Genomic DNA, 23,108 nt, shown 5'->3' with positions numbered 1-23,108 from the left:
CTCATGCCCCTTGGCCCCCGGCGGTATGGACCGGAAGCCAGACGATGATACCTGCGCCACCCAACTCACCGTGCTCACGGGCCTCTTGGGTGCCTCGCAGATCGGCCACGATGTCGCGGACGATCGTGAGACCGAGCCCGGTCCCATTGTCGCGTGTCGTCTTGCCCGGTAGCCAGATTGCGCTCAGCGAGATGTCCTTGATCCCAGGGCCCGAGTCATCGACGCATAGGCAAAGTCGAGTCGAGTCTTCTTCTGCGACCAATCGTGTGCGGACGCGGATCGTGCGCTCGGGCCGGATGGCATCCGTACGTGTGAAGGCATGCGCGGCGTTCACGATCAGGTTGGACAGGATCGACTCAATGTCGGCGATCGTGCTGCGGACGATCGCCCCCTCCGCGTCCAGATCGAATTCGACCTGGATTCCCCGCTCGTCGAGGTAGCGGGAAAAGAGTCGGATGATCGCCGGGCACTCCCTGTCGAACTCGACATCGGTGATTTGCCGCTTCTTCTTTGTGAGAAGGGTCAATGGAAGGCGGGCGAAGGTCTCCAGGGTCTTGGCGCTGTCAATCGAGTTCTCGATCGAAGAGTGGAACCTCTCCTTGTACTCGTCTTCCGAGACGTGCTGCTTGACTCGGCGGCTGACCGTTTTGACCTCGTTGATGATGCGAGCTGCCGGCTTCATCGCCTCGTGCGCGAACACTGCAGTGCTGGTGCCGACTGTGGCCAAGGTCCGGTAAAGGAGTAGATCTTCGCGGAGCGCTTCGATTTCCTGTCGCTGTGAGTCGAAGACTTCGGAAGCCCCAGCAGTGAAGGACTCCAGTACTGCGGAATCGGCGACTCCGTCCAGAGTTGGCGCATCGGGATCCTTCGGGTTCATGGCCTCCAAGAGGTTCCGGAACTGTTTCTCGGCTTCCTTGACCCGGTCGCGTGCCTTCGGTGCCGCGCCAATACGGCGCTGTTCTCGAAGTTCGAGTCGCTGTTCCGCCGACCAGTCCAGTGAGCGTTTGGCGAACTCTTGCAGTTCCAGGAATGGAAGGTTGTCCACGAAGCCGCTGCGGTCAGTCTTGGGTTGGAGGAGGTCGTCTGAGTCCTCCACCTGAATCCGGCCCACGGAGTTGTTCGTGGACGGACGAACCTCGGGGCTTGCGACACGCCGCAAGTTGATGATCAGCCAGTCGTTACCCGTGTCTCCGTAGGGTTGTACGCGCAACTGCCTGTGGTAGAGGTGAACTCCGCCCACCTCTCTGAGCCACGCCTTGATTTCGGCTGTGGGCTGCTGCGCGAGTCGAACCTCCTTGGAGGCGCCGGGATTCAGATTGAACATCCACATCTCGAACTTGGCTGGCGGCGCAGAAAACCTCATTGGAGCGTCGCGGTTGCCGCGGCCTTGGCGCATCCTGCCCACGTCGTCATGGCCCGCCGACTTGATGATTTCACCGCGCCAGTTGAGGAGGGTGGCTGATGCTTTGCCTTGCTCGTCCAACTCGGCTACAAGACGAAACTCGGCCCACTGGAGCAGATCTGCTGTGATCACCTTTGACAGGTTCTCAAACTCCGGCGAGTCGCAGGTCACTCGAAACGCCGAGCCATCCGCGAAGGTAAAAGGACCCGTAAGCATAAGCACCGATCGTGCCAGGCGGCCAGCGTCCTGCTCGGTGATTCCCTGACGAAGACCACTAATCTCGACGGTCGTACCGGTTTCTCCCTCGCACCGTTGACTCACGATTGCTAGCGGAACATCTTCCACCGCCTCGGATCGGTCGATTCGATCCCAGTCGATTGTCAGGGTGTGCTCGAAATCGGGATCATCTACGGAGCGCGTACGTATTCTGGCTTGCGTGCCAAGGCGCAGGGCAGCAATTCTCCCCAGCCCCTTCTCTCCGACCTTGCGTCGGTATTTGGGGGTGTGAGTGTTCGATGATTTTCCGGATTTTCCGATGAGGAGAAATCCATTGGCGAGCTGCTCCGCGGTCATTCCGTCGCCATCGTCCGAGATGATGAGCGTGCCGCCGGGCTGCTCGGCCTCGCTTATCTGCAGTTGGCAGAGAGCGGCGTCCGCGTCGTAGGCGTTGCGGACGAGCTCCATGATTCCCAAGTCTGCGTGTGGCACCAGCTCTTCACCGAGCCGGGCGAGGATCTGCGGGGCGAAGCGGAGGTGGTGCTGCGTCAAGGGTTCCTCCCGTACGGCGCGACCAAGGCACCGCCGCTCGGTCGATCAGGCGGTCCATCGGGAAATCGTAGCTGTCTCGTCCCTGGCGAACATGAGTGAAAAGAAGCTCCATGCCGCCGAGGCGGTGACTCGGCTTCGGGTCAGTTGAAGGATCCAGCAGCAGCCGGGAGGGCATTGACCTCGGAAGAGCCCGCCGGTAGTCCGGCCGAGCCTGGACGGCGGCGGCTGTCCTCCAGCGCAGGTCGCATCATGCAGCCATACGTTGGATCTCGATGGCCAGTGCTGCCAGGGCTTCCTTCTCGGGGCTGTAGGTGGTGTGGATGTTGACGAGTCGCGAGTGGTGGGCGGAGGTCGGGCTGACGCTGGACGAGCCCTCGCCCGGCAGCAGGTTCACGGCACTCCCCGGGTCGGCTATCGCTCGACCATCATCATCCGCCATCGCCGTTCGGGCTGGTGCTTTGGTTCACGCACGCAGTGAACTGCTGCGCGCTCGGTGGCGGCCTCCGCGGGTGCGGGGATGCGCGTCCACCTCACTTCGCGTATGGGTGCTGCTCCGGTGAGGTGCGTCTCGGAGGCGGATAGACTGCCATACGCGCTCGTGGAGTTCGGCGATGCATGGACTACACGCGAACATCGGTGCCTGCATTCCCGCGACGCTCGCTGGCCCTATCCATAAGACGCGTGTCCAGGTTTGGCCGCAGTACAGCCAGCAGACACCGTCGACCCACGCGTTCGAGTCATCGGTTTGGGCAGCCGTGGGCAGGCCTTCGTGGGCATACGCCGCGATCCCGGGAATCACCAGGTGGTTGAGCATCGGGAGTCTCCAGTTCGGTTTGCGTCTCGACCTGTTGTGGGAGCGGAAGTCAGATTGGTGCCCCGGGGCGATGGCTACTGCCGGATGTACGTGAGTCCGGGCGCGCGTTCGAGGTCGAGGGTGAAGCGGTCCACCTGGTCCGTACTGGTGGGCACGGTGAGGGTGTACCCGTTGCCGGCGTAGCTGCCTGAGTCCGTGGGGATCAGCCGTTCGCACGTTCCTCGGCGCCACACGTGCAGAGCGTCGGCGCTGCGGGTGAGGCGCAGGCTCCCAGGAGCCTGGTCGCAGGTGAAGGTGCCGAGATCTGTCTGCTGGCCGCGGTCGTCGGGCGTGGGCTGGTTTCGTACGGCACCGTTCGGGGTTCGGGTGAGGACTGCTGCGCGGGCGAGGGCCTCCGTCGGGGCCAGCGTCGGCTGCCGGTGGAGGGCACGGAGTAGGGCAGCGGTGACGTGGTCGGCCGAGAGGCCAGCGTTGTTGGACAGGCAGACCACGTGCAGCCCTGACGCATCCAGGTGGGCTGCGGAGGAGAAGCCCTGCTCGTGGCCGTAGTGGAAGACGGCGGCGCGGCCGGGGCGAGGATCGGCGTAGAGGCCGGGGCCGTAGAGGTAGGGCTCGTGGTCGCTGGGCTCGTAGGCGACAGCCTCCTGCCAGGGGAGTTGGTGGGGGTGATGCCAGTGCTGGTGGAGGTACGTGAGCCATCGCTTGAGGTCGCCGACGGTGGTCCATAGGGTGCCGGGTCCGGGCAGGGCGACCGGCGTTTCCGTGTGCTGCCACCCGTGTTGGGTGGCCTGGTAGGCGGATGTGGCTCCGGGGATGACCTGGCGGGGATCGCTCTTGAAGCGTGTGGAGTGCATCCCGAGCGGGCCGAAAACGCGGTGCTGGGCGAGGTCGGGCAGCGTGGTGCTGTGGACCGTTTCGAGGATCTCGGCCAAGAGGAGGTAGTTGGTGTTGCTGTAGAGGAAGCGGCTGTCGGGGACTGCGCGCTGGTGCTGGCGGTAGGCGAGGGTTCGCAGGTCGTCGGCCGTGTAGTGGTCGAGGTCCCGGAAGCCGGCGAGGGAGAGCAGGGACTCGGCGTCGCGTATGCCCGATCGGTGGGTGACCAGGTCTGCGACCGTGACATCGCTGATCTTGAGTCGGGGCAGCAGGTCCGCGGCCTGCTGGTCCAGGCGCAGGAGATCGTCATGCGCGGCGAGCAGGATCAGGTGGGCGGTGATCTGCTTCGCGACCGAGCCGACGTTGAAGGTGGTGTCCGGTCCGATAGGCAGTCTGTGTTCGAGGCTGGCCAGACCGGTGTGTAGAAGAGTGGGCTCTTCGCCTGACCGGTGGAACAGCAGAGACAGGCCGGGCTCCTCTTCGCGGGCCGCGTTCACAGGTCGAGGGCCTGTTGGTGGGCGACAGCGAGGCGGTGGCGGAGACCGTCGTTGCTGATCAGCTCCAGAGCGCGGGCGTGATCGGGCGCGGTGCCAGCGAGAAGGCTTCGCTGCTGGCCGAGGTAGGCGGTCAGGAACCGGTGCAGGTCTCCCGTGGTGCTGTTCAGCGCGTGGGCGGTGAACAGCATGGTGAGCGGGAACGCCCAGCAGGCGTGGATGAAGCCGAACGCCGGCCGCATCGTTTGTTTCCACGGGGAGTGGAAGTGCGCGGCGTCGCTGATCTTGCATCCCGTTGCCGCGAGGGCGTCGTTCAGCCAGTTGTGCCCGGCCTCGTGGACGAGGTCGCGGGCCAGGACGATCGGGTTGTCGACGTGGTCCATGAAGACGGTGCCGGGCAGGCGGCTGATGGTCCAGCTGTCGAGGGTCTCGCCGAGGTTCTTCGTCCGCAGCAGGCATAGGACGACGGCGTGCGCGGCGAGCAGGTCACCGAAGCCCGCTCGTGCGGCGCTGGCGTACGCGTCGGCAGCGAGGTCGCACAGGTGGGGCTGGGCGGGTTCAGTACCAGGGCCCAGGACGTAGTAAGGGGTCTCGGAGATCGGGGATCGGGGCAGGTCGGCGAGTGTGGGCGCGACGACCACGCGGGCGCCGACCACGGTGGGGACGGAGCCCGTGGTGGCACCCACGTCGGGGTGGGCGACGTACCAGTCGAAGGTCGATGCATCGCCGGCGCGGGCGGCGGCTTCGGCTCCTTCGAGGGCGTGGTGGGCCAGGCAGTAGTCGGCCACCGTACTGGTACTGGACTGAGGCGCCTGGACGTCGGGGCGGATGACCGCGTGGATTCGCTGCGTGCGCTCGTGGTGCAGGCGGTCGATCAGCGGGAGGTCGAAGAGGTCGGCGAGGGTGTGCATGAGGCGGCTCTCCTGTTCGGTGGTGGGCCCGGGGCCGGGCCGCAGGTACTGACGGCCCGGCCCCGGGGGTGTTCACCGGCGGCGCTCAGAGCACCGAGCGGCTACGGGTGTTCAGGCGGTGGTGGTCTCCGCCTCGGCCGCCGGCCAGCCCTCGGCCGAGACGCTGGAGGTGTGGGCGGTGGTACGGACGGTCTCGTCCTCGCCGCGCAGGTCCTCGACGTTGGCGAGGAAGTCGGCGATGCGGTCCTGGTTCATGAGGTGTTCCGCCTTTCGGTCTCGTTGGCTTCGGCTCGTTCCGCTTGCTGTGCTGTGGTGCTGGTTAAGGGGCGGAGATCTCGCCCTGGGCATGAGGGCTCCCTCGCGTTGTCAGCGCTGGTACAGGTCGGCAGCGGTGCGGAGCGCGATGCGCAGGTCGTTCATGGCGGGCCGATCGCCCACGACGTCGGACAGCGCGGCGGTCACGACGCCGCGCAGAGGCTCCGGGATGACGGGCAGCTTCGTGTGGCCGACCAGGCGGGGGATGTCCGCACACAGGTAGCGGTAGACGAGGACGGCGAGGCTGAACACGTCGGCTGCCGGGGTGGCCTCGTGGTAGCCGGTGAGGTACTCCGGCGGCCAGTGGACCTCGGGGCCGCGGTGTTCAGGCCCGCGTGGGGTGGACAGGCGGCGGGCGGCTCCGAGGTCAGTGATCAGGCCCCGGTCCTGGTCGATGAGGATGTTCTCCTGGTAGACGTCGCGGTGGACGATTCCGCGCTGGTGCAGGTTGTCCAAGCCGTCGGCGACGTCGGCGAGGATGCTGAGGCCCTTGCCGGTGTCCTTCGACGAGGTCATGAAGGCCCGGAAGTTTCCGGCGTCGCAGTGAGGCATGGTGTACCAGTCGAACCGCTCCGAGCTGCCCTGTTCCAGCAGAGGGACGATGTGATCGGTTCCTCCAGCGGTGGCGGTCAGCTCCGCCTCGTGGCGAAAGTCTTCACGGGTGAGGGCGCGTTCGGTTTCGGTCATCTGCGCGTACCAGTAGAAGCCGTACGCGGCGGGCTTCTCACTGGGGTCGAGCTCGGCCAGGACATGGTTGCTGCCGAAGCCCGCCTTCAGCACGACGTCCTCCTGGCCGGGGCGGCTCGCTCTGACCAAGGTGCTGGCCCGCGTGAACGCGAGGAGATTACTGATGTGCCAGCCGTCCGTGCGGAGCTGATCGAGGACCCAGGCTGCGGGATGCATCGGGTGCAGGTTCATCGGCTCGCTTCCTTGTTCGGGGCGTGGGACCGTCGGCCGAGCGGAGGTCCTCCATGCAGGCGTTCACCAGGGCTTCGAGGTCGGTGTGGGTCGTGCAGGGGTGCTTCAGCACGGGCAGACCGGTGGCCTTCGTCCAGGTATCGGCGGCCTCGTTGTAGAGGTCGGCCAGCCGTGCGGCGGCCTCGGGCTGTTCGGTGAAGCGACGCTCTGTCGCACGTTGAGTGATGCGCTCGTGGCAGATGTGGGGCTCGGTGGTCAGCAGAACGGTCAGCTGCGGACGGGCCTGGGTTTGCTCGGCGAGGCGCTCGACGTACGCGTCGACGGGCTGCTGGTGGAGCAGGGCGAGCAGGCAGGCGGTGGAGAGGGTGAGCCGGTCGGCGAGGACCGGGCCCTCGGTGAGGGCGACGGCGATGTTGAAGCGGGAGTGCAGGGTCAGATCCGTGGTGGCGGCCTCGATGGCCTCCTGTTCGTCGCCGACGAGCCCGGCGCGCAGCCGGATCAGCGTGCGAGTGGCCGGGTGGGAGAGCCAGGAGAACTGGCCGATGTGGCTGAGGGGGATGTCCTCGGCGTGGGCGGTGGCCAAGAGCCGGTCGCGGAGGGTGCTCTTTCCGGCGCCGGCTATGCCTTCCAAGGCCAGGAGCACGCGCTCACCCCGCCGTGGTGGGTTTGGCGATGAGCCAGCTGATGAACTTGGAGACCCGGCCGGCGGTGACCGGGAGGGTTCCGTGCGCGAGCTGGGAGCCGTACAGCAGGGCTGCTCCGGGGGCTGGCGCGACGCTCCAGCGGGTGCGCGGCATCTGCTGGAACCAGGTCGCGGAGTTGTCGGCTCCGTCGTGGGCCAGCCACATGCCCTCCGCGTAGCCGTTCGAGGCGGCATCGGGGGCCTTGCCGTTCCAGAGCCGGTTGCTGGAGGCGGTCTCGACGTAGAAATCGCCTCCGGCGTCGGCCTGGGTGATCACGACGCTGATGCCGGCGATCTGGCGGGGCCAGGCGAGCGGGTCGGGGGCGATGCCGTCGAGGTGGCTGGTGATGTGCTGGCCCACGCCGTACTCGACGTACGTCCACGGGCGGCACAGGGTGATCGAGGGCATGACGCGGGAGAGCGCCGGACGAGCGCGTTCGAAGGCGTCACTCAGGAGCTTCTCGGCGGCTTCGGGGATCGAGGGGATTTCGACGCGTCCGGCCGGCTCGTAGACGGCCATGGCCTCTTCGGCGCTGTGACCGGGGATTTCGTGGATGGAGGTACGGCGCTCGTCACCGAAGCGGCTAGTGCCGCCGCTGGTCAGGACGTCGTTCATCAGGTCGGCGAGGTGGGTCCGCTCGGCATCGCTGAGGAAGTTCTCGATGCTTCCGACGCCGACGGTCTCGGCAATGTGGATCACTTCGTGGTTCCCCCTTGCTGGAGCACGCGGTGGATGTCGTTCAGGTCCGTGCAGTGGTTGAGCCAGCTGACGACCGGGCTGCGGGTGGCGGCCAGCGGGTCCTGCCACAGCGCGAGGAGCTCTCCGGTCAACGGCAAGTCGCTGCTGTCGGGCAATAGGCCAGCGTCAAGTGCCTCGGCCTGGACCAGGCCGCCACACGAGGCCCCGTGCTGCTTGGTGAAGACGAGCGCGAGACGAGTTGCGGCCGTGGTGCGGCAGGCCCGCACGAGGGGGTCCGCGGGCAGCGGCAGGCCGTACGCCCGGTGCTCGGTGATCGTCCATGCCTGGGCGATGGCGGCGCCTGAGGCTGCGACGCGGCAGACCGCGCAGCACCGGTGATCGGAGTCTGGGCAGAGGAGGAGATGCTCGCCGACGGTGGTTGCGATTTCGTCGAGGACCGCCCAAGCGGTGCTGGCCAGCACGGCACCGACCTCTGGCTGCCCGAATCCCGCAGTGACCTTGTGGTTGCAGCAAGGCTCGCCCGCTCCGGGCTGCTCGCTGGAGACGAGAACAGGTTCGATGAACAGGGTGTGGAAGTAGGAGATGCGTCCCAGGAGCTGGTGGATGGTGACCGTGTCGCCGGGCTTCACCGCAGCACTCCCTCGGGGGCTTGCGGCAACACCGGCAGCGGGCAGGCGCACGCGGATTCGGCCTTGGGGCGTTCGGCGTCGAGGGCTGCGGCCAACACAGCGGCGGCCTCGTTCAGGCGGGCGAAGTATCCGTCCCACCCCTGACCGGCCCCGGGGTCCAGGCTCAGGTCGAGGACCGGGGTGGTGGTGCCCGTGTTCTCGCAGGTGAGCTCTGAGCGGCCGACGTTGACCTCGACGCCTTCGGGGAGGAGGGCGCTCGCGAAGGTGGCGGCCCGACACAGGGCCGCGGCAGTACGGGCGTACTCCTGGCGGTCGCGGGGGAGGAGCCCGATGCGCAACCCGGTGGGAACCAGGTCCGCGCCGGTGTACTGGTGGCCCTGGCAGCTGTCGTACGTGACGAGCCCCCAGGCCCGGGTGACCGTGTCGACCAAGGACCAGACGCCGGGTTCGATGGCCGCCCGCCACATCGGGTGGGCAGGGGTCAGGTCGTCGGCCTCGTGGATGCCGGCGAGGCCCACGGTGTTGATGTTGCCGTGCTCACTGGTTCGGAGCCGCACTTCACCGCAGGCGAGGTCGGGCTTGTCCCAGCGGGCCAGGAAGGCGTTTACGTCGCGCATGCTGTTCGGGGTGCGTGGGCGCCACCGCAGGGTCTGGCACCAAGCACCGACGGGATGCGCCGGCTGGGCCAGTAGCGCGGCGACGCCGTCGATCATCCGCATGCGGTAGTCGCAGTACGCGTCGTGATCATCGGCTGGGTCCTGGCGCCAGCGGGTGGCGATGCACCCTCCGCCGCAGGTGGTGCGGTAGTCGCAGGTCGTGCACTTGTCCATCAGGGCCTTGCCCTGATCCAGGAGGAGGGAGTCCTGCTGGGCGCGGACCACCTCGTGCTCGTCGGCCGTGGACTCCAGCTGGGTGAGGCGGGCCTGGGGCCAGGGAAGTTCGTCGCAGCTCCCGAGGCGGCCATCGGGGTAGAGGGTGAAGACGTGATCGCACTTGAGGTCGGAGAAGTGGCAGAAGCCTGTCGTCAGACCCCGTAATCGCCGGATCGTGGAGACGGCTGGTTCGAGCTTGATGCGGGCGAAGTGTCCGGCCGTGATCCAGTGAGAGGCGGCGGCAAGGGCGAACTGGGCGTACTCGTCGGGATGGATCGCCCAGGCCGGGCCATCGGCTGCGTTCACAGCAGCCTGCTGAAGCACCCGGCTGGCCGACTTGCGCCTGCTCGGCAGGGCCGTGGAGCGGCGGATCGTGGAGTCGAAGCAGGGGACGAAACTGATCGCGTTGACCGAACCGAAGCCGGCGAGGTGGTCCAGCACCTCTTCGGCGCGGTCCAGCACCGCCGGGGTGACCGCGGCGATCACACCGACGCTCCGGCCCCGCTCCGCGAGCAGGTTCAAGGAGGCGGCGACGCGCGGATACACGGGCTTGCCGTCGTAGCCGACACGCCAGGCGTTGCCCTGGGCGTCACCGTCGAGGGAGATACCGATCCGGAGGTCCGGCCAGAGGGCGTCGAACATGTCCAGCCAGTCGGCGTCGAGGAGGACGCCGTTGGTTTGCAGGCTGACGCGGACGACCTGCGGCATGCTGGCCAGCTCCGCGAGGATCTCGCCGATGTGCTCCCGCCCCGCCGTCAGGGGCTCGCCGCCGTGGAGTTCGACGGCGAGCTTGCGGCCCTTGAAGATGTCGGCCAGGCGCCTGATCTGGTCGGCGCTGACCCTGGCACCCCCAGGGGCCTCCTTGCGCTTCTCGTAGCAGTAGAGGCAGTCGATGTCGCACGTCTCGCCGCGCGTCTTGACGATGACCGACACCGCGGTGCCGGTGTCATCGGCGTCCAGGCTCCGGTAGAGCCCGTCGATCGTGTGGCGCTGTTCTGTGCTGAGGTTCATCGGCTGCCCCCTCCTATGCTGCCGTGACCGGATGACTGGCTAGTCGGACAAACGCCCCAGCAGGGCGCCCTGGCCGGACTGGAGAATGTGCGCGGCCTCCAGTGGGATCCAGAAGCACTCGAAGTGAGTCGGCTCCTGCTCGCCGTCGTGGTCCTCCTGGCTCATCCACCGCTCCGGGGTCGGCTCGGTCAGCTCCAGGTGGAAGACGTGCCGGTGCTGGATCTCGAACCGGTACGGGCTGATGTCGTACTCGGCCTCGCCGAGCTTGCGGACGATCTTGAAGTCCGACAGGCCGGTCTCCTCGCGGGCCTCGCGCAGAGCAGCGGCCTCTGGGGTCTCACCGGGGCGGATGCTGCCCGCGGGGACCTGGATGCCGACCTCCTCGTAGGAGTAGTCGGTGTGGCGGAACACCAGCAGCCGTCCGTCGCGCACGACGTAGACGAGGACCTTTTCCTTCGTGACCTTCTCGGGCATGCGAAAACCTCCACTTGGTACAGGAGCTGATTCGTGGGCCGGCCCCGTAGAGGGCCGGGGACTGCTTGTCTCGTGGTCGACCGCGAAAGTCGGTGTCCCGGGGAAGCCCACGAGTCTAGGCCCCCAACTTGCGGTCAAATCAGCGTCATTCAGTCGATGGACTGGCCCGCAAAGGCCCGCCCTGCTGCCGGGGCTACAGTCCGGCGCCTGGCCCTCGCTCGGATGTGCGATGGCGCTCCAGCTGCCGGTGTACGAACCCTCGTCACCGCCCGATCAGCCACGTCGGCGGCATGGTCGTGGGGCAGACGCCGATCATGACGGCTGTCCTGATCCGCCGGTCGATCGCCCACGCTGCGGGGCAGATCGAACTCCGCCCAGCAGCGCTTGCCCGTCGCCGTCAGATCGGCACCGTGGCGGTCGGCGAGCACGGATACGAGATACAGACCGCGCCCAGACTCGGCGCTCCCGCTCAAGGGTTCCGGGTGCGGCAGCACCTTCGCCGCGTCGTGCACCTCGATCACAAGCACCGGCCCCTCCTGACAAACGCTGACGGTGACCGGACCCGACGCGGTGTGGCGCACAGCGTTGGTGATCAGCTCACCAGCCGCCAGCTCGATTCCGTCTAGGGCCTCCCCGTCGAGCCGTATGCCCCAGGAGTGAATGCCAGCCACGACGCGGTGTCGTGCCTGCTGGGCGGCGGCTGCCGTTCGGGCGACGGTGAACGCGAGCTGGTGGTGCGCTGCCATGAGTGGGCCTCCTGGACTACCTGACTTGCGTAACCACGGCGGAGACTCGGCCTCGCAGGGCGCTGTCTTGCCGGGGCGAAGACGAAGTGTTCACGGTGGCTCCCGCCTGAACGAGGCCCTGAACGACGCCGAACGCGGCCCTTTCGTGCCTAACCGATGTCTATTCGCCGTCCCCCTGGATTTTCTGGACAACAGATCTTCGATCGGCGGCTGTTGATGTCTAGCGTGGATGTCGGACAAGGACCCCCGGCGTGAGGGAGCGGCTGTGGAGCCATCAGGACCGACCCTCTTCCAGACCCTGATCAACCAGCGGGGCTGGCAGGACTACCAGGTCTTCAAGCGGCGCTACGAGCAGGCGGCCAAGCAATTAGCGGAGTTGGAGGGACCGCCCTCGATCTCGACCGCGACGATCGAGAAGCGGCAGTTCTTCCGATACGCGCATGGCGAGGTCCGGACCCCGCAGACCGTCGCTCGCCGCGTCCTGGAGTTCATGTTTCCGGGCATCCCGGCCACCCGACTCCTCGGGCCTGTGGAGTCCAAGCCGGGACCCTCGCCACACCACCCAGCGGCTGACGACCGCGACGCAGTGGATCCATCCGAGTACGGCCTTGAAGACGTGGTCATGGCGGCGGCGAATGAGTCGGCGCAGTTCGCGGCCAGAGCAGAGAGCAGCAACGTGGGACCGCACACGCTGGAGCAGCTGGAAGCTGACATCCGCCGCCTCGTCATGACGTACCCCAACCGGCCCGTCGGGCCCCTGTTCCGCGAGGTCCGTGCCCTCCGAGACCGCGCCTTCGAACTTCTCGAAGGACGTCAGCCACCGCGGTACACCTCCGACCTCTATGTGGGCGCTGGCGTCCTGTGCGGCGTTCTGGCGAACGCCAGTTTCGACCTGGGCCGCTACGATGCGGCCGAGACACAAGCCCGTACCGCCTTCTTGTTCGGTGAACTCGCGGGGCACAACGGACTGCGCTCCTGGGTGCGCGGACTCCAGGCACTGATCGCGTACTGGGACGGCCGCCCCGTAGACGCCGTACGCCTTGCTGACTCCGGAAGCGCGTTCACCCCGGAGTCGGGCACGGCGCAGATCCGGCTGGAGAGCATCAAGGCACGCGCCTATGGCCAGCTCAACAGGGGCAGCGATGCGCTGGCGGCCCTCAGAGCGGCCGACCACCTGCGAGACCGTCTCGCCGAGGGGGACGAACTGCCAGGCGGGATGATGGCCTTCCCCGTCGAGAAGCAACTGTTCTACTCCAGCAGCACGCACCTCTGGCTGGCAGGCACCCAACACCTCAGCGATGCCGAGGCTCGCGCCGACGAAGCTGTGCAGATGTTCCAGTCTGCGCTGCCGGAGCAGCAGAGACTCGGCGAGATGTCCCTGGCCCGCATGGACCTGGCCATGGCTCGGCTGGGCCGAGGAGACATCGACGGGGCGGCGACCCAGATCCACGCCGTCCTCGGGGTCAGCGCCCGGCGCCGCACCGAGAGCGTCGACCGCCGGATCGGCCACTTCAGCCGTCAGCTCGCGCTGCACCCCGGGGCCGGATCACCTGCCGCGATCGGCCTTCGTGAGGTGATCATTGCTCATCAGGAACGCATGCCCGCTCAGCTCCCGCCAGGAGGCAACCAGTGACGACCTTGACCCTCTTGCATCCCGGCGCCATGGGTGCGGCCGTCGCCGCCCAGGCCGTCAAGGCAGGCCACGAGGTGCTGTGGGTGCCGGAAGGCCGCAGTGACACGACCCACCGACGCGCGAAGGAAGTCGGCGCCACGGCGTGTGACTCGCTCGACGAGGCGCTAGAACGGAGTGAGATCGTCCTGTCGATCTGTCCTCCGCAAGCCGCCGAAGACGTGGCGACCACGGTCGCCGGCCACGCCTTCGCAGGGGTGTACGTGGACGCCAACGCGATCAACCCCCAGCGAATGCAGCGAATCGCGGAGGAGATCAGGCCGGGCGCCATGGTCCTGGACGGTGCGATCTTCGGCCCGCCGCCCGGCGGCCAGCGGGCTGCTCGCCTCTACCTCGCTGGCGAAGCCCAGGCCGTGGACACGGTGCAGCCCGTGTTCAAGGACACCGCATTGCACGTCCGCCGCGCGAGCGGCAGCGTCGGCTCCGCCTCCGCGCTGAAGATGGCGTTCGCCAGCTACCAGAAAGCCGCCCGAACCCTCGCCGGCGTGGCCCACGCGCTGGCCGACGCTCATGGCGTCGGCGACGAGCTCACGGCCGAGGCGCAGACGATGGCGTCCAACATCCTCTCCGACCCTGGATACCTGCCCAGCGTGGCCGCACGCGCCTGGCGCTGGGCCCCGGAGATGGAGGACATCGCCGAAACGCTCCGCGCCGCTGGGTTGCCTGCGGATATGGCCGATGCGGCGGTCGCGGTCATGGCCCGCTGGGCGGGAGACAAGGACCACTACGACTTGTCGGTCGCAGAGGTCTTGTCCCATTTGCGGGAACAGCCTGCTCGCTGAGCGGTGGCCGCCTCAAGACAGTGGCCTGCTCGCGGACCATCTGCTGCCCAGAGGGAAAGAGGAAGCGGAAGATGTGGTTGAACGGGGTGGTCCTGTGCGGCTCCGGTCGCCCGGTCGCACTGCGCCACATCCCGGTACCCGAAAGCCGAGCCGCCCTGTGGGTGGAACCCGCCCGCCCGTACGCACAGCGGGGGCCACCTCGCCGACGGCTACCAGGCCCGGCGGATCGCCGCGCCCTGCGCCGCGCAGGACGTACGCCGTCCGCGAGCTGGTCGCCGACATGGCCGCGCGGGACCGACGTCGTACGCGGCCGGAGCTCCACCATTTCAGCCGCCGACTGGGAGTACCCGCGTGACCGAGCCGCAGCCCAAGCCCTTCCTGTACGTCATCGTGTGCGCCGCCGGTATCGCCGGCGACGTCGGCAGACTCATCACCGCGGCGCAGGAACGGGGCTGGGAGGTCGGGGTCATCGCCACCCCGCAGGGTCTGGAGTTCCTCGACGTCCGGGCGATCGAGGAGCAGACCGGGTACCCGGTGCGGTCTGCCTGGCGCTCGCCCGGCGAGGCGCGGACGTACCCGCGGGCCGATGCCATCGCGGTCGCGCCGGCCACGTTCAACACGGTCAACAAGTGGGCAGCGGGCTTCGCCGACAACCTGGCCCTCGGCATCCTCTGCGAAGCCCCCGGCATGGGCGTCCCCACGGTCCTGCTGCCCTACGTGAACACCGCGCTCGCCGCCCACCGTGCCTACCAGCGCAGCATCGACGAGCTCCGGGAGATGGGCGTGCTGATCGGCAGCTACGAGCCCCACCGTCCGAAGTCCGGCGGCGGGGCGGACTGCTTCCCCTGGAAGGAAGCGGTCGATCTGCTCGCGCCACTCCTCCGTGCCGGGGCCGAGCCGCAGTGACCGTGCCGGCATCGCCCCTCGGGGCGGTCGGCCCACCCGACCTGGAGGAGCAACGTGGAGCAGCAGAACGCTGAGGGTCGACCGGCCATCGCAGCGGCCGTCGTGGTGCACGAAGGCCGCGTGCTGATCGTGCGGCGCCGGGTCAGCGAAGGGCGGCTCTCCTGGCAGTTCCCCGCCGGTGCGGTCGAGCCGGGCGAAGCCCGGGAGGAGGCCGCCGTACGCGAGACCCTGGAGGAAACCGGCCTCACCGTGAAGGCGCTGAAGCTGCTCGGGGAGCGGGTCCACCCTGACACCGGCCGCTCGATGTCGTACACCGCCTGTGAGGTAGCCGGCGGCCACGCGCATGTCGTGGACACCGACGAGCTGGCCCAACTCGCGTGGGTGGCCCACGCCGACATCTCTGAGTACATCCCGTACCGCCTGTTCGAGCCGGTGCAGGAACATCCCAAATCAACGCCGTACTCGACTCGGTCCGCCGGGCGACAGCCCGAGTCCAGGAAGCCACCGACCGGCTCCTCGAAGACAGTTAGGACCTGCCCCACCGCGGTCCTCAAGATCCACCGTCTGGCGTGTTGTCCCAATGCGCGCGGTCGGTCCGCGTCAGCGCTCCAGGACGGCGTCGAGGACGAGCACGCGCTCGTCATGACCGCAGCCAAGGCCGTCGGTTGCACCGTCGCTGGCTTCTTCGCCCGAGCGGCCCTCAGCGCAGCCCACGACCCGGGCAACAGCGCCGCAGCCATCGCCGGGCGCCGCGAGACCGTCAGCGAGCTGTTCGCTGCCCGCAGGCACGCTGCACACTTTGGAGCGCTGGGGGTGCTTGTGGTGACGGCGTCGTGTGCGGGGCGCTGGAGGGGCAGCGGAGGTGTACGTGGCTTCGTGCGCAGGCTGTTGCTCATTCCCCGGCTGCGTCCGTCCCGCAGTCGCAGCCTCCTCGTCAGGCGTCCCCCGGCGCCGGACGATGCTCCGTCCCCCCGGGGCGGTGAGCCCTTTGGACACTCCGCCGATGGTGGAGTGTCCAAAAGGATAACTTGCTCCGTCTCAGGCTTGAGTAGGGGCCGCGTGCTGGTGGTTGTTGGGTCTCGTGGTTGTGGGGTCGTCGTGCAAGAGCGTGCCTCCTGTTGGTCTGGCTGGAACGGCTTCGGTGCTGTGGGGATGGGGCGTACGAACGCCAGCTCGCCGCGCGACGGACGCGCGGGTGAGCAGCGTGACTTCGGACGGGGGGCTTACGCGGCGTTCGCTCTGCCGCCGTCGAGTTCGGCCTGGACCTGCCGGGTGATCTTGTCCCGGCGGGCCCTGCCAATGGAGAGGCCGCGGGTGCGGACAGCCGTCTCGATGTGGCGGCTTGATGCGCGTCCATCGCGTCCGAGCGGGGCGGTGCGGGCGATGGCGCGGAGTTCATCGTCGGTGGCGGCGGGCTTGCGACCGGTGCGCCCCTTCGGCGGGACGTGGGCTTCCGCCACTTGATCGGTCTCTTCCGCCACATCGCCTGATGCGTCCTGCAGGGCGTCAGCCGGAGCGGGGTGGCCACCCTCGCGTGGAGGGCTGTGAGGGTCCACGGACCCTTCTGGGTCTGGGAGCTGCGCTGTGGCGGGGTGCGCGCGGGGACGGTCTGGGTCCGCGGGATGCGCTGAGGATTCCCCTGCCGGGCGGCGACTGTGGCGGGACTCGTCGTCGGCGACGTGGCGGTGGATCTGCCGCATGAGGACGCCGAAGGCGAAGAGCGCGGCTGCTGGAGGCACGGCTGCGACGACGTAGTCGAGGGCCGGGGCCGGGACGCCGTTGGTGCTGCTGACGCCGGCGACGTTGAGGGCGATGGAGCCCAGTGATCCGGCAGCGGTGAGGGCGATCGCCCACGCGTCGGTTTCCCGGCGGAGGCTGGCGCGGAGCATGAGCACTTCGCCGGCGACGATGAAGGCATCGAGCGTGGCGGGCCACGCCCACTGGCGGGCTGGGGAGGCGCTGAGGCCGTGCTGCCCCGCGACTTCGGCGAGATGGGCGTAGGAGAGCCAGAATCCTGCTGCAGTGAGCGCGACGATGACGCAGCCTGCGAAGGCCAGGGCGTACCGCTCGGCCGTCTGCGTGCGGTGGGAGGTAGTGGTCAAGCGGGTGGTGCTCCAAAGGGTGGGCGCGCTCAAACGGTGGGGGAGGTGCGGCGGCGGTCGGCGCCGTCGAGGACGACCCGGTGGGTCATCTCGGAGAGGCGGGAAGCGACGCGGTCGCCGAGGGCGGTGCGGAGCTGGGGGATGGGAAGGTTGGTCGTGAGCAGGGTGGGGCGCAGGTACTCGTACCGGTGGTTGATCAGCCGGTAGGTCAGCTCCTCCGTCCACTCGCTGCCCTTGGCGGCGCCGAGGTCGTCCAGGAGCAACAGCGGGCAGCGGGCCAAGGTGTGCAGTTCACGTTCCGCGTCGAGCCCTGGGCGTGGCCTCAGGCGGGCGTATAGGTCGGCGGCTGTGACTGCCTCCCAGCGCAGGCGGACGCCGGCAGCGAGCAGGGCGCGGACGGCCCCGTAGGCCTGGTGGGTCTTGCCGGTGCCCGTGGGACCAGCGATGAGGAGCGACGGGCCCTCTGCTATGCCCCGCGTACCGCTCGGACCGGGGCGCCCGGCACACGCGATCTCGTTTACCCAGGCGATGACTTGGGGGTGATTGGCGCGGGCGTGCCGGTATCGCGGGGGGATCCTGGCGTCGGCCAGTTCCAGTGCGCTGACAGGCTCGGGCGTGGGCTCCGGTTCCTCCGAGCCGATGACGGGGGCCATGCCCCGGCGGGCCAGGATGCCCGCCACGGCCCGGACGGCCTGGCCGGAGGGCTGGGGCAGGGTGGTGGTGGTCAGAGCGCACCCCCATAGGCAGCGGCGACGTCGGTGGGATTGGTCCAGGGACGGTGGGTGACGGCGGTCGTGGGCGCCCCCGCGTTCATGACCTCGTGCACGACACTGGCCAGGGTCTTCGGGTGAAGGCCCTTGGTCCGGTGGCGGTCCAGACCGGCTCGTACGTGGGCGGGGTCGATGCCCTCGGCGAGGAGCTTCGCGGCTTCCCGTCCGAGTTGCCCGAGCACGCTCGTCGGCGGACGGTGTTCGCAGGCCGCGGCGTACTCGGTGACGAGGTCCTTCGCCGAGACGGTCTGGGGCGCGGGGGCGCTCGCGCCCCCCAACGGGGTAGTTCCTAGTTCCCTGTTCCTAGGTCCTAGATCCGGACGCTGAGGGCTCACCGCAGCCTCTACGAGCCCTCCCTGAGCACGCGGTGACGACTCACTGAATCGCCTCTGACCTGCAGATTCTCGACTCATGGTGGGCTCCGTGTCTTCTCCCGGACCTTTCACGGAAGCTTCAGCGACTGCTCCGCGCATAGGCAGTGAGGTCTCACGGGGAAGGCCGAGGTCGTGGTACGGGCAGTCCGAGATCCTGCTGGCGCTGGGGCGGTTGATCTTCTGGTGGCGGCCGAAGGCGACGATGTGCAGGTACTGCCTTCCGTCCTCGCCCTCGTATCGGCAGATCAGGTCGGCAGCGTCGAGCTGCGTCAGGTCGTCCTCGACCTCCACCGGACCGTGCTCGCGGCGCAGCGACCACAGCTGTCCGGCGATGACGGCGGCCTGGTCGCGGATGCGGCCCTTGTCGTCGGCTTGGGTGAGCAGGCCGAAGAAAGTCCGCTCGGCTGTCAGGGACACGGCCGCCAGGGACTCGGAGGCGAAGGCCTCGGGCTTGATGGTGCGGATACGGGCGATGAGTCCGTGGTCACCCTCGCCCGGTGGCTCGGCCACTCCAGCCCGACCATCACCCTCGACCACTACGCCCACTTCATGCCCGAGGCCGGAGGCAGGGGTCGCACGGCCATCGATGCCCTGCTCGGCATGCCGGAGTACGTACCTGAAGGCCTTGTCCGGTCTCACCGTGGCATCTGAGAGCCTGTGCGGAGGGCGGCCGCCTGCGCGCGGCACCGTTCCAGTCCCACGGTCACGTCTGCCTGGTCCGGGCCGTCCTCGCCCGCCAGTAGTTCCCCTGCTGCGACCATGGCTGCCCAGAAGTTGGTGGGCGAGCCCCGCCTGCCCCGGAACTGGGTCTTTGCGAAGAACAGGAAGAGCTTCGTGAGCTCCCCGCCACGCAACCAGGCGAGCAGGCTGCCGGGATAGCCCCAGCGGGCGCCAGCGGCGACCCACAACAGTTCGCGGATCCGCTCACCGCGATCGTCCAGCACCCGGTCGACAACGAATACCTGGCCGCAGACGAGGAGCGAGGCGGCGAAGTCTTCTTCTCCCGCCGCGAATTCCTCGAGCAGGGGGTGTACCTCGCGGATTCGGGCTTCGGCATCCGTCTGGGGTACGCCCAGAGCCAGACACACAGCCAACGCGCAGGCACCCCAATCGCCGGTGCGCACGGCCAGTTCGGTGAAGACCTCCTCCGCGTCCCGTCCGGCGCCAAGCATCGTGCTGGCGTCCAGAAGCAGCGAGTCCTCCCCTTCCCCATGCTTCATGGCCAGAGGCTACAGCGGAGCTTGGCCGCGTCGGGTCGGGTCGGTTCGTTCGAGTGAGTGGCCGTGTTTCCGTAGACGACACGGCGGCGCAGAGTCGGCGAGTCGGCGATGAAATCCTCCTCCAAGTGACGTCTCGTCGTGCGGTCCCTGCCATGCGTGTGGCGGTGGTGCGGGCGCTGGGTTCAGCGGCAGAGCTCCATGATGACGTCGTCGAAGTCGGGGAACTCCTGGGCGGCCAGTTCGATCACGGCAGCTGCTGACCGACGCTGGTGCGGTGCGAATTGTTCAGCGATGGCCGTCAGTCCCTGGTGGGGACGCGGGGTCCAGTCGGGCTCGTACGAGGTGGCGGCTTCCCAGGGGCCGAAACCGCCCGCCAGTAGCCACAGGAAGTCGCCCAGATCGCGCGCGACGACACCGGTCTCTCCCTCGGACCCGAGGAAGACGATGGGCTGCTCGGCCAGGGGCCGGCTTGGGCGGATCAGCCAGAACGCCGCGTACCCACCCGAGCCGTCCTGTCCGAACACGCGGAAGTCGCTGCCGTCCAGTTCGCTGTTCCCGGTCCATGCCTGGAACCAGTCGGTGGTCTCGGCAGCGGACAGGAAGGCGGGGAAGGGCTCGAAGTCGACCCCGGTCTGCCCGTCGGCGTAGTCGAATGGAACGGCCATCGCAGTGGCGAGCGCGGCGGGGAACTGGCGGTCATCGGTGGGCTTCACGGAGACAGGCTAGACAGGGGGGCGGACATCGACGCCCTACGGGCAGGGTTGTCGGACGACTGCCGGTTTGTAGTCGTCGGGGGAGACGGGACAGACCTGGTCGCGACAACGGGTGGCATGGCATCTGCTGTGCCACCCGTTGTCGTTACCCTCCGCAACCGCGTGCAGTAGAAGGTGGTCGGCGGTGCGGGAGGGCCCGCCCCAAGGTGCGGGGGGAGCGCCCGGCGTGGGCGGGCTGCGGATTCTCCCCAGGGGATCCTGAGGGCGACTTTCGGGCATTCGCAAGAGCTAAGTTGATCAACGGTGTTGGTGTGCGGTCTACAGCCAGTCGCGCTTCTTGAAGATGACGTACAGGCTCGTGCAGACCACTGCCATCAGCAGGATCGCGAAGGGGTAGCCGGCTGCCCACTTCAGTTCCGGCATGGTCTCGAAGTTCATGCCGTAGATGGTTCCCACCAACGTGGGTGCAAAGAGAATGGCCGCCCACGAGGAGATCTTCTTGATCTCCTCGTTCTGTTCGAAGCCGGCTTCGGCCAGGGCGCGCATTTCGGCGTTCTGTTGCTGGGAGACCAGGGTGGCGTTGACCGTGAGGATTTCGGTGAGGGCCTGGCGGAAGCCGTCCACGCGTTCGCTGATGTGCGTGACGTGGTCGGCCACGTCGCGGAGGTAGCGCTGGAGTTCCTCGTCCGTGCCGTATTTGGCGAAGCCGGCCATCAGGCTGTGGAGCATGCTCACCAGGGGGCGGGTGGCCCGCTGGAACTCGACCATTTCGCGGGAGAGTTCGTAGATGCGGCGGGACACCTCGGGGTCTCCGCGGAAGACCTCGGTCTCGATCTCGTCGATGTCGTTCTGGACGCCCGCGACGACCGGGGCGTAGCCGTCGACCACCGCGTCGAGGATGGCGTACAGGGCGGCTTCCGGGCCCAGGGAGAGGAGGTCCGGGGAGTCCTCCATGCGGCGGCGGACCGCGGAGAGGTCCGGGGCGGCGCCGTGGCGGACCGTGATGAGGAAGTCGGGGCCGAGGAAGACGTGGAGTTCGCCGAATTCGACCTCCTCCGGGGCGTCCAGGTAGCGGGCGGCGCGCAGGACGACGAACAGGGTGGCGCCGTAACGTTCCAGCTTGGGGCGCTGGTGGGCCTCCAGGGCGTCCTCGATGGCCAGGGGGTGGAGGTCGAACTCGGCGGCGAGTGAGTGGAGTTCGGGTTCGGTGGGGCGGTGCAGGCCGATCCAGGCCATGCCGCCGGGGGTTTCGCGGAGCAGGCGGAAGGTTTCGGCGAGGGTGGCGGGGGACGCGATGCGTCGGCCTTCGCGGTAGAGGGCGGAGTCGATCACGCTCTCGTGGTCGGCCGGGGGAGGGGCGGGCCGGGGCGGCGCTTCCGCCGGTGGGGCGGGGCGGCGCCACGCGGTCCGCTTTCCGTTCGGCGTCGCGGGGCGGTTCTCTCGGCGCTCCGACATCGCAGGTCGGCTCCTTTCCCACCCGGTTCGATCCGGTTCGATCCGGTACGGTCCGGCTCCCTCGTGGTCCTGTGCCTGCCCGGTGCCGCGGGCAGTCGGTACCCGGGCAGGATACAAGGAGGGGTAAAAGGGGTGTATGGGTGTTTGTGGGGTGTATCGGGTGTGGGTGGTTTCTGGGATTGCGGACAGCTCTTGACCGCAATGGTCGATAGCGTTGCGGGCATGGCCTCCAGGACGAATCCGGTACTCGGTCCCCGTGCGCTGAACCGCGCCACCCTCGCCCGGCAGCTGCTCCTCCGGCGCTCGGGGATGTCCGCCCGCGACGCGGTGGCACACCTCGTCGGGCTCCAGGCGCAGAACGTGAAGCCGCCGTACTACCAGCTGTACGCCCGGCTCGACGGATTCCGGCCCGCGCGGCTCTCCGCGCTGATGGAGTCCCGGCAGGTGGTGCGCATGGTCACCATGCGCTCCACCATCCATACGCACACCGCCGAGGACGCGTCGGCCCTGCGCGCCCTGGTCCAGCCGGCCCGCGACCGCGAGGTCAACCACTTCCGGAAGGGGCTCGTCGGCGTCGACCTCGACCGGCTCACCGCGCTCGCCCGGGAGCTGGTCGAGGAGCGGCCGCGCACCATGGCCGAGATCCGTACCGAGCTGGCCGCGCACTGGCCCGACGCCGATCCGCCGGCCCTGTCCGTCGCCGCCCGGTGCCGGCTGCCGCTGGTGCAGGTCACCCCGCGGGGGCTGTGGGGGCGGAGCGGCCAGGTCCGGCTGGCGTCCCTGGAGCAGTGGCTGGCGGAGGCGGGTCACGGTGCGGGCCATGGGGCGGGCCATGGGGAGGGTCACGAGGAGGCACCCGTCGGTGATGTCGTCCTGCGGTACCTCAACGCCTTCGGGCCCGCCTCCGTCAAGGACATGCAGACCTGGGCGGGCCTCACCCGGCTGAAGGAAGCCTTCGAACGGCTGCGGCCGCAGCTGGTCTCCTTCCGTGACGAGGCGGGCACCGAGTTGTTCGACCTGCCCGACGCGCCGCGGCCCGACGCGGACACCCCGGCCCCGCCGCGTTTCCTCCCCGAGTTCGACAACCTGCTCCTCTCCCACGCCGACCGCACCCGCGTCGTCCCCGCCGGGCTCAAGGGCCGTAGCTGGAAGGGCAACCAGGCCTACTGCACCCTGCTCGTCGACGGGTTCCTGGCCGGGCTGTGGCGGCTCGACGAGGAGCCGGCGGCGGGGGAAGGCCGGGCCGAACTCACCGTCGAGCTGTTCGAACAGGTGGGGAAGGAGCAGCGGGAGGCGATCGTCGCGGAAGGGGAGGCCCTGCTCGCGGACATGACCACCGCCGGGCGGACCGCCGTCCGGTTCGGCGGGGTCGCCGGCTGACCTCGTGGGCCCGAGGCCTGGATCCGTCAACACCCGGCTGACGCGGCACTGGTGACGCGTGCGTCCCGTTCGGCACGATGGTTTCGGCTGTTCCGTCGCTCTCATCG

The 23,108-nt window shown here is 68.5% G+C and carries 23 protein-coding genes and 2 pseudogenes; 6 read left to right on the top strand and 19 right to left on the bottom strand.

From position 1 onward, the window contains the following. Position 1: 1 nt before the first annotated feature. From AC067U_RS03205 to AC067U_RS03150, 12 genes are all read right to left on the bottom strand, one after another. Positions 2-2,170, bottom strand: coding sequence for an ATP-binding protein (locus AC067U_RS03205; RefSeq protein WP_478827859.1), 2,169 nt, complete (start codon positions 2,168-2,170; stop codon positions 2-4). A 247-nt stretch (positions 2,171-2,417) separates the two neighbouring features. Then, positions 2,418-2,564 carry a hypothetical protein gene (locus AC067U_RS03200; protein WP_478827858.1) on the bottom strand — a complete coding sequence of 49 codons (147 nt, stop codon included), beginning with the start codon at positions 2,562-2,564 and terminating at the stop codon, positions 2,418-2,420. Positions 2,565-3,058: 494 nt separating this feature from the next. Continuing rightward, a complete protein-coding gene (locus AC067U_RS03195) occupies positions 3,059-4,354 on the bottom strand; it encodes a serine hydrolase domain-containing protein (protein ID WP_478827857.1) in 1,296 nt (431 codons plus the stop codon). Next, entirely contained in the window at positions 4,351-5,262 is a 912-nt protein-coding gene (locus AC067U_RS03190; RefSeq protein WP_478827856.1) for an aKG-HExxH-type peptide beta-hydroxylase, read from the bottom strand. The genes AC067U_RS03195 and AC067U_RS03190 overlap by 4 nt, the downstream gene beginning before the upstream one ends. Positions 5,263-5,373: 111 nt before the next feature. Continuing rightward, positions 5,374-5,517 carry a hypothetical protein gene (locus AC067U_RS03185; RefSeq protein ID WP_167347301.1) on the bottom strand — a complete coding sequence of 48 codons (144 nt, stop codon included), beginning with the start codon at positions 5,515-5,517 and terminating at the stop codon, positions 5,374-5,376. 111 nt (positions 5,518-5,628) lie between these two features. Then, entirely contained in the window at positions 5,629-6,495 is an 867-nt protein-coding gene (locus AC067U_RS03180) for a protein kinase domain-containing protein (protein WP_478827855.1), read from the bottom strand. Beyond that, a complete protein-coding gene (locus AC067U_RS03175; RefSeq protein ID WP_478827854.1) occupies positions 6,422-7,138 on the bottom strand; it encodes a nucleoside/nucleotide kinase family protein in 717 nt (238 codons plus the stop codon). The genes AC067U_RS03180 and AC067U_RS03175 overlap by 74 nt, the downstream gene beginning before the upstream one ends. Before the next feature lie 4 nt (positions 7,139-7,142). Further along, positions 7,143-7,877: a hypothetical protein gene (locus tag AC067U_RS03170; RefSeq protein ID WP_478827853.1), complete on the bottom strand. Its 735-nt coding sequence runs from the start codon at positions 7,875-7,877 to the stop codon at positions 7,143-7,145. Then, on the bottom strand, positions 7,874-8,506 hold the full coding sequence (locus AC067U_RS03165) for a hypothetical protein (protein WP_478827852.1): 633 nt from the start codon (positions 8,504-8,506) through the stop codon (positions 7,874-7,876). The genes AC067U_RS03170 and AC067U_RS03165 overlap by 4 nt, the downstream gene beginning before the upstream one ends. Continuing rightward, positions 8,503-10,389: a radical SAM protein gene (locus AC067U_RS03160; protein ID WP_478827851.1), complete on the bottom strand. Its 1,887-nt coding sequence runs from the start codon at positions 10,387-10,389 to the stop codon at positions 8,503-8,505. Before AC067U_RS03160 ends, AC067U_RS03165 begins: the two co-directional genes overlap by 4 nt. Before the next feature lie 39 nt (positions 10,390-10,428). After that, positions 10,429-10,863, bottom strand: a complete 435-nt coding sequence (locus AC067U_RS03155) for an NUDIX hydrolase (RefSeq protein ID WP_030845654.1) — start codon at positions 10,861-10,863, stop codon at positions 10,429-10,431. A gap of 149 nt (positions 10,864-11,012) precedes the next feature. After that, positions 11,013-11,609, bottom strand: coding sequence for an ATP-binding protein (locus AC067U_RS03150; RefSeq protein ID WP_478827850.1), 597 nt, complete (start codon positions 11,607-11,609; stop codon positions 11,013-11,015). 229 nt (positions 11,610-11,838) lie between these two features. On the opposite strand from AC067U_RS03150, the gene AC067U_RS03145 reads away from it, so the two are divergent. The 5 genes and pseudogenes from AC067U_RS03145 to AC067U_RS03125 form a co-directional block, all read left to right on the top strand. After that, positions 11,839-13,242 (top strand): hypothetical protein, encoded by a 1,404-nt coding sequence (locus AC067U_RS03145; protein ID WP_478827849.1) that lies wholly within the window; start codon positions 11,839-11,841, stop codon positions 13,240-13,242. Continuing rightward, a complete protein-coding gene (locus tag AC067U_RS03140; RefSeq protein ID WP_478827848.1) occupies positions 13,239-14,081 on the top strand; it encodes an NAD(P)-dependent oxidoreductase in 843 nt (280 codons plus the stop codon). The genes AC067U_RS03145 and AC067U_RS03140 overlap by 4 nt, the downstream gene beginning before the upstream one ends. A 107-nt stretch (positions 14,082-14,188) precedes the next feature. Then, positions 14,189-14,436 (top strand): annotated as a pseudogene (locus tag AC067U_RS03135) (helix-turn-helix domain-containing protein); the annotation flags it as partial. Next, on the top strand, positions 14,433-14,987 hold the full coding sequence (locus tag AC067U_RS03130; RefSeq protein ID WP_478827847.1) for a flavoprotein: 555 nt from the start codon (positions 14,433-14,435) through the stop codon (positions 14,985-14,987). The pseudogene AC067U_RS03135 and the gene AC067U_RS03130, both read left to right, overlap by 4 nt. Positions 14,988-15,041: 54 nt before the next feature. Then, positions 15,042-15,431 (top strand): annotated as a pseudogene (locus AC067U_RS03125) (NUDIX hydrolase); the annotation flags it as partial. Between the two features lie 156 nt (positions 15,432-15,587). On the opposite strand, the gene AC067U_RS03120 reads toward AC067U_RS03125, so the two are convergent. From AC067U_RS03120 to AC067U_RS03090, 7 genes are all read right to left on the bottom strand, one after another. Then, positions 15,588-15,776, bottom strand: a complete 189-nt coding sequence (locus AC067U_RS03120) for a hypothetical protein (RefSeq protein WP_478828300.1) — start codon at positions 15,774-15,776, stop codon at positions 15,588-15,590. Positions 15,777-16,210: 434 nt separating this feature from the next. After that, positions 16,211-17,089 (bottom strand): DUF2637 domain-containing protein, encoded by an 879-nt coding sequence (locus AC067U_RS03115; RefSeq protein ID WP_478827846.1) that lies wholly within the window; start codon positions 17,087-17,089, stop codon positions 16,211-16,213. Between the two features lie 29 nt (positions 17,090-17,118). Further along, positions 17,119-17,742 (bottom strand): ATP-binding protein, encoded by a 624-nt coding sequence (locus AC067U_RS03110; protein WP_478828274.1) that lies wholly within the window; start codon positions 17,740-17,742, stop codon positions 17,119-17,121. Positions 17,743-17,813: 71 nt separating this feature from the next. After that, the gene (locus AC067U_RS03105; RefSeq protein WP_478828273.1) at positions 17,814-18,707 is read right to left on the bottom strand and encodes a hypothetical protein; all 894 of its coding nucleotides are present in this window, start codon (positions 18,705-18,707) and stop codon (positions 17,814-17,816) included. Between the two features lie 161 nt (positions 18,708-18,868). Further along, a complete protein-coding gene (locus AC067U_RS03100; protein WP_478827845.1) occupies positions 18,869-19,453 on the bottom strand; it encodes a hypothetical protein in 585 nt (194 codons plus the stop codon). 182 nt (positions 19,454-19,635) lie between these two features. After that, positions 19,636-20,166 carry an SMI1/KNR4 family protein gene (locus AC067U_RS03095; protein WP_478827844.1) on the bottom strand — a complete coding sequence of 177 codons (531 nt, stop codon included), beginning with the start codon at positions 20,164-20,166 and terminating at the stop codon, positions 19,636-19,638. Between the two features lie 318 nt (positions 20,167-20,484). After that, positions 20,485-21,621, bottom strand: coding sequence for a magnesium and cobalt transport protein CorA (locus AC067U_RS03090; RefSeq protein WP_478827843.1), 1,137 nt, complete (start codon positions 21,619-21,621; stop codon positions 20,485-20,487). A 222-nt stretch (positions 21,622-21,843) separates the two neighbouring features. Here AC067U_RS03090 and AC067U_RS03085 point away from each other — a divergent pair, with 222 nt between their 5' ends. After that, positions 21,844-23,001, top strand: coding sequence for a winged helix DNA-binding domain-containing protein (locus tag AC067U_RS03085; RefSeq protein WP_478827842.1), 1,158 nt, complete (start codon positions 21,844-21,846; stop codon positions 22,999-23,001). Positions 23,002-23,108: the final 107 nt, after the last annotated feature.

It is taken from the genome of Streptomyces sp. NPDC043853 (assembly GCF_056436025.1).
This window is presented reverse-complemented; position numbering and strand designations above follow the sequence as displayed.

Bases quoted from the DNA above. Each gene is read 5' to 3' on its own strand.
- AC067U_RS03150 (WP_478827850.1), bottom strand. From the start codon at position 11,609: ATGGCAGCGCACCACCAGCTCGCGTTCACCGTCGCCCGAACGGCAGCC.
- AC067U_RS03090 (WP_478827843.1), bottom strand. From the start codon at position 21,621: ATGTCGGAGCGCCGAGAGAACCGCCCCGCGACGCCGAACGGAAAGCGG.
- AC067U_RS03110 (WP_478828274.1), bottom strand. From the start codon at position 17,742: ATGGCCCCCGTCATCGGCTCGGAGGAACCGGAGCCCACGCCCGAGCCT.
- AC067U_RS03180 (WP_478827855.1), bottom strand. From the start codon at position 6,495: ATGAACCTGCACCCGATGCATCCCGCAGCCTGGGTCCTCGATCAGCTC.
- AC067U_RS03185 (WP_167347301.1), bottom strand. From the start codon at position 5,517: ATGAACCAGGACCGCATCGCCGACTTCCTCGCCAACGTCGAGGACCTG.
- AC067U_RS03155 (WP_030845654.1), bottom strand. From the start codon at position 10,863: ATGCCCGAGAAGGTCACGAAGGAAAAGGTCCTCGTCTACGTCGTGCGC.
- AC067U_RS03085 (WP_478827842.1), top strand. From the start codon at position 21,844: ATGGCCTCCAGGACGAATCCGGTACTCGGTCCCCGTGCGCTGAACCGC.
- AC067U_RS03145 (WP_478827849.1), top strand. From the start codon at position 11,839: ATGTCGGACAAGGACCCCCGGCGTGAGGGAGCGGCTGTGGAGCCATCA.
- AC067U_RS03190 (WP_478827856.1), bottom strand. From the start codon at position 5,262: ATGCACACCCTCGCCGACCTCTTCGACCTCCCGCTGATCGACCGCCTG.
- AC067U_RS03160 (WP_478827851.1), bottom strand. From the start codon at position 10,389: ATGAACCTCAGCACAGAACAGCGCCACACGATCGACGGGCTCTACCGG.
- AC067U_RS03100 (WP_478827845.1), bottom strand. From the start codon at position 19,453: ATGAAGCATGGGGAAGGGGAGGACTCGCTGCTTCTGGACGCCAGCACG.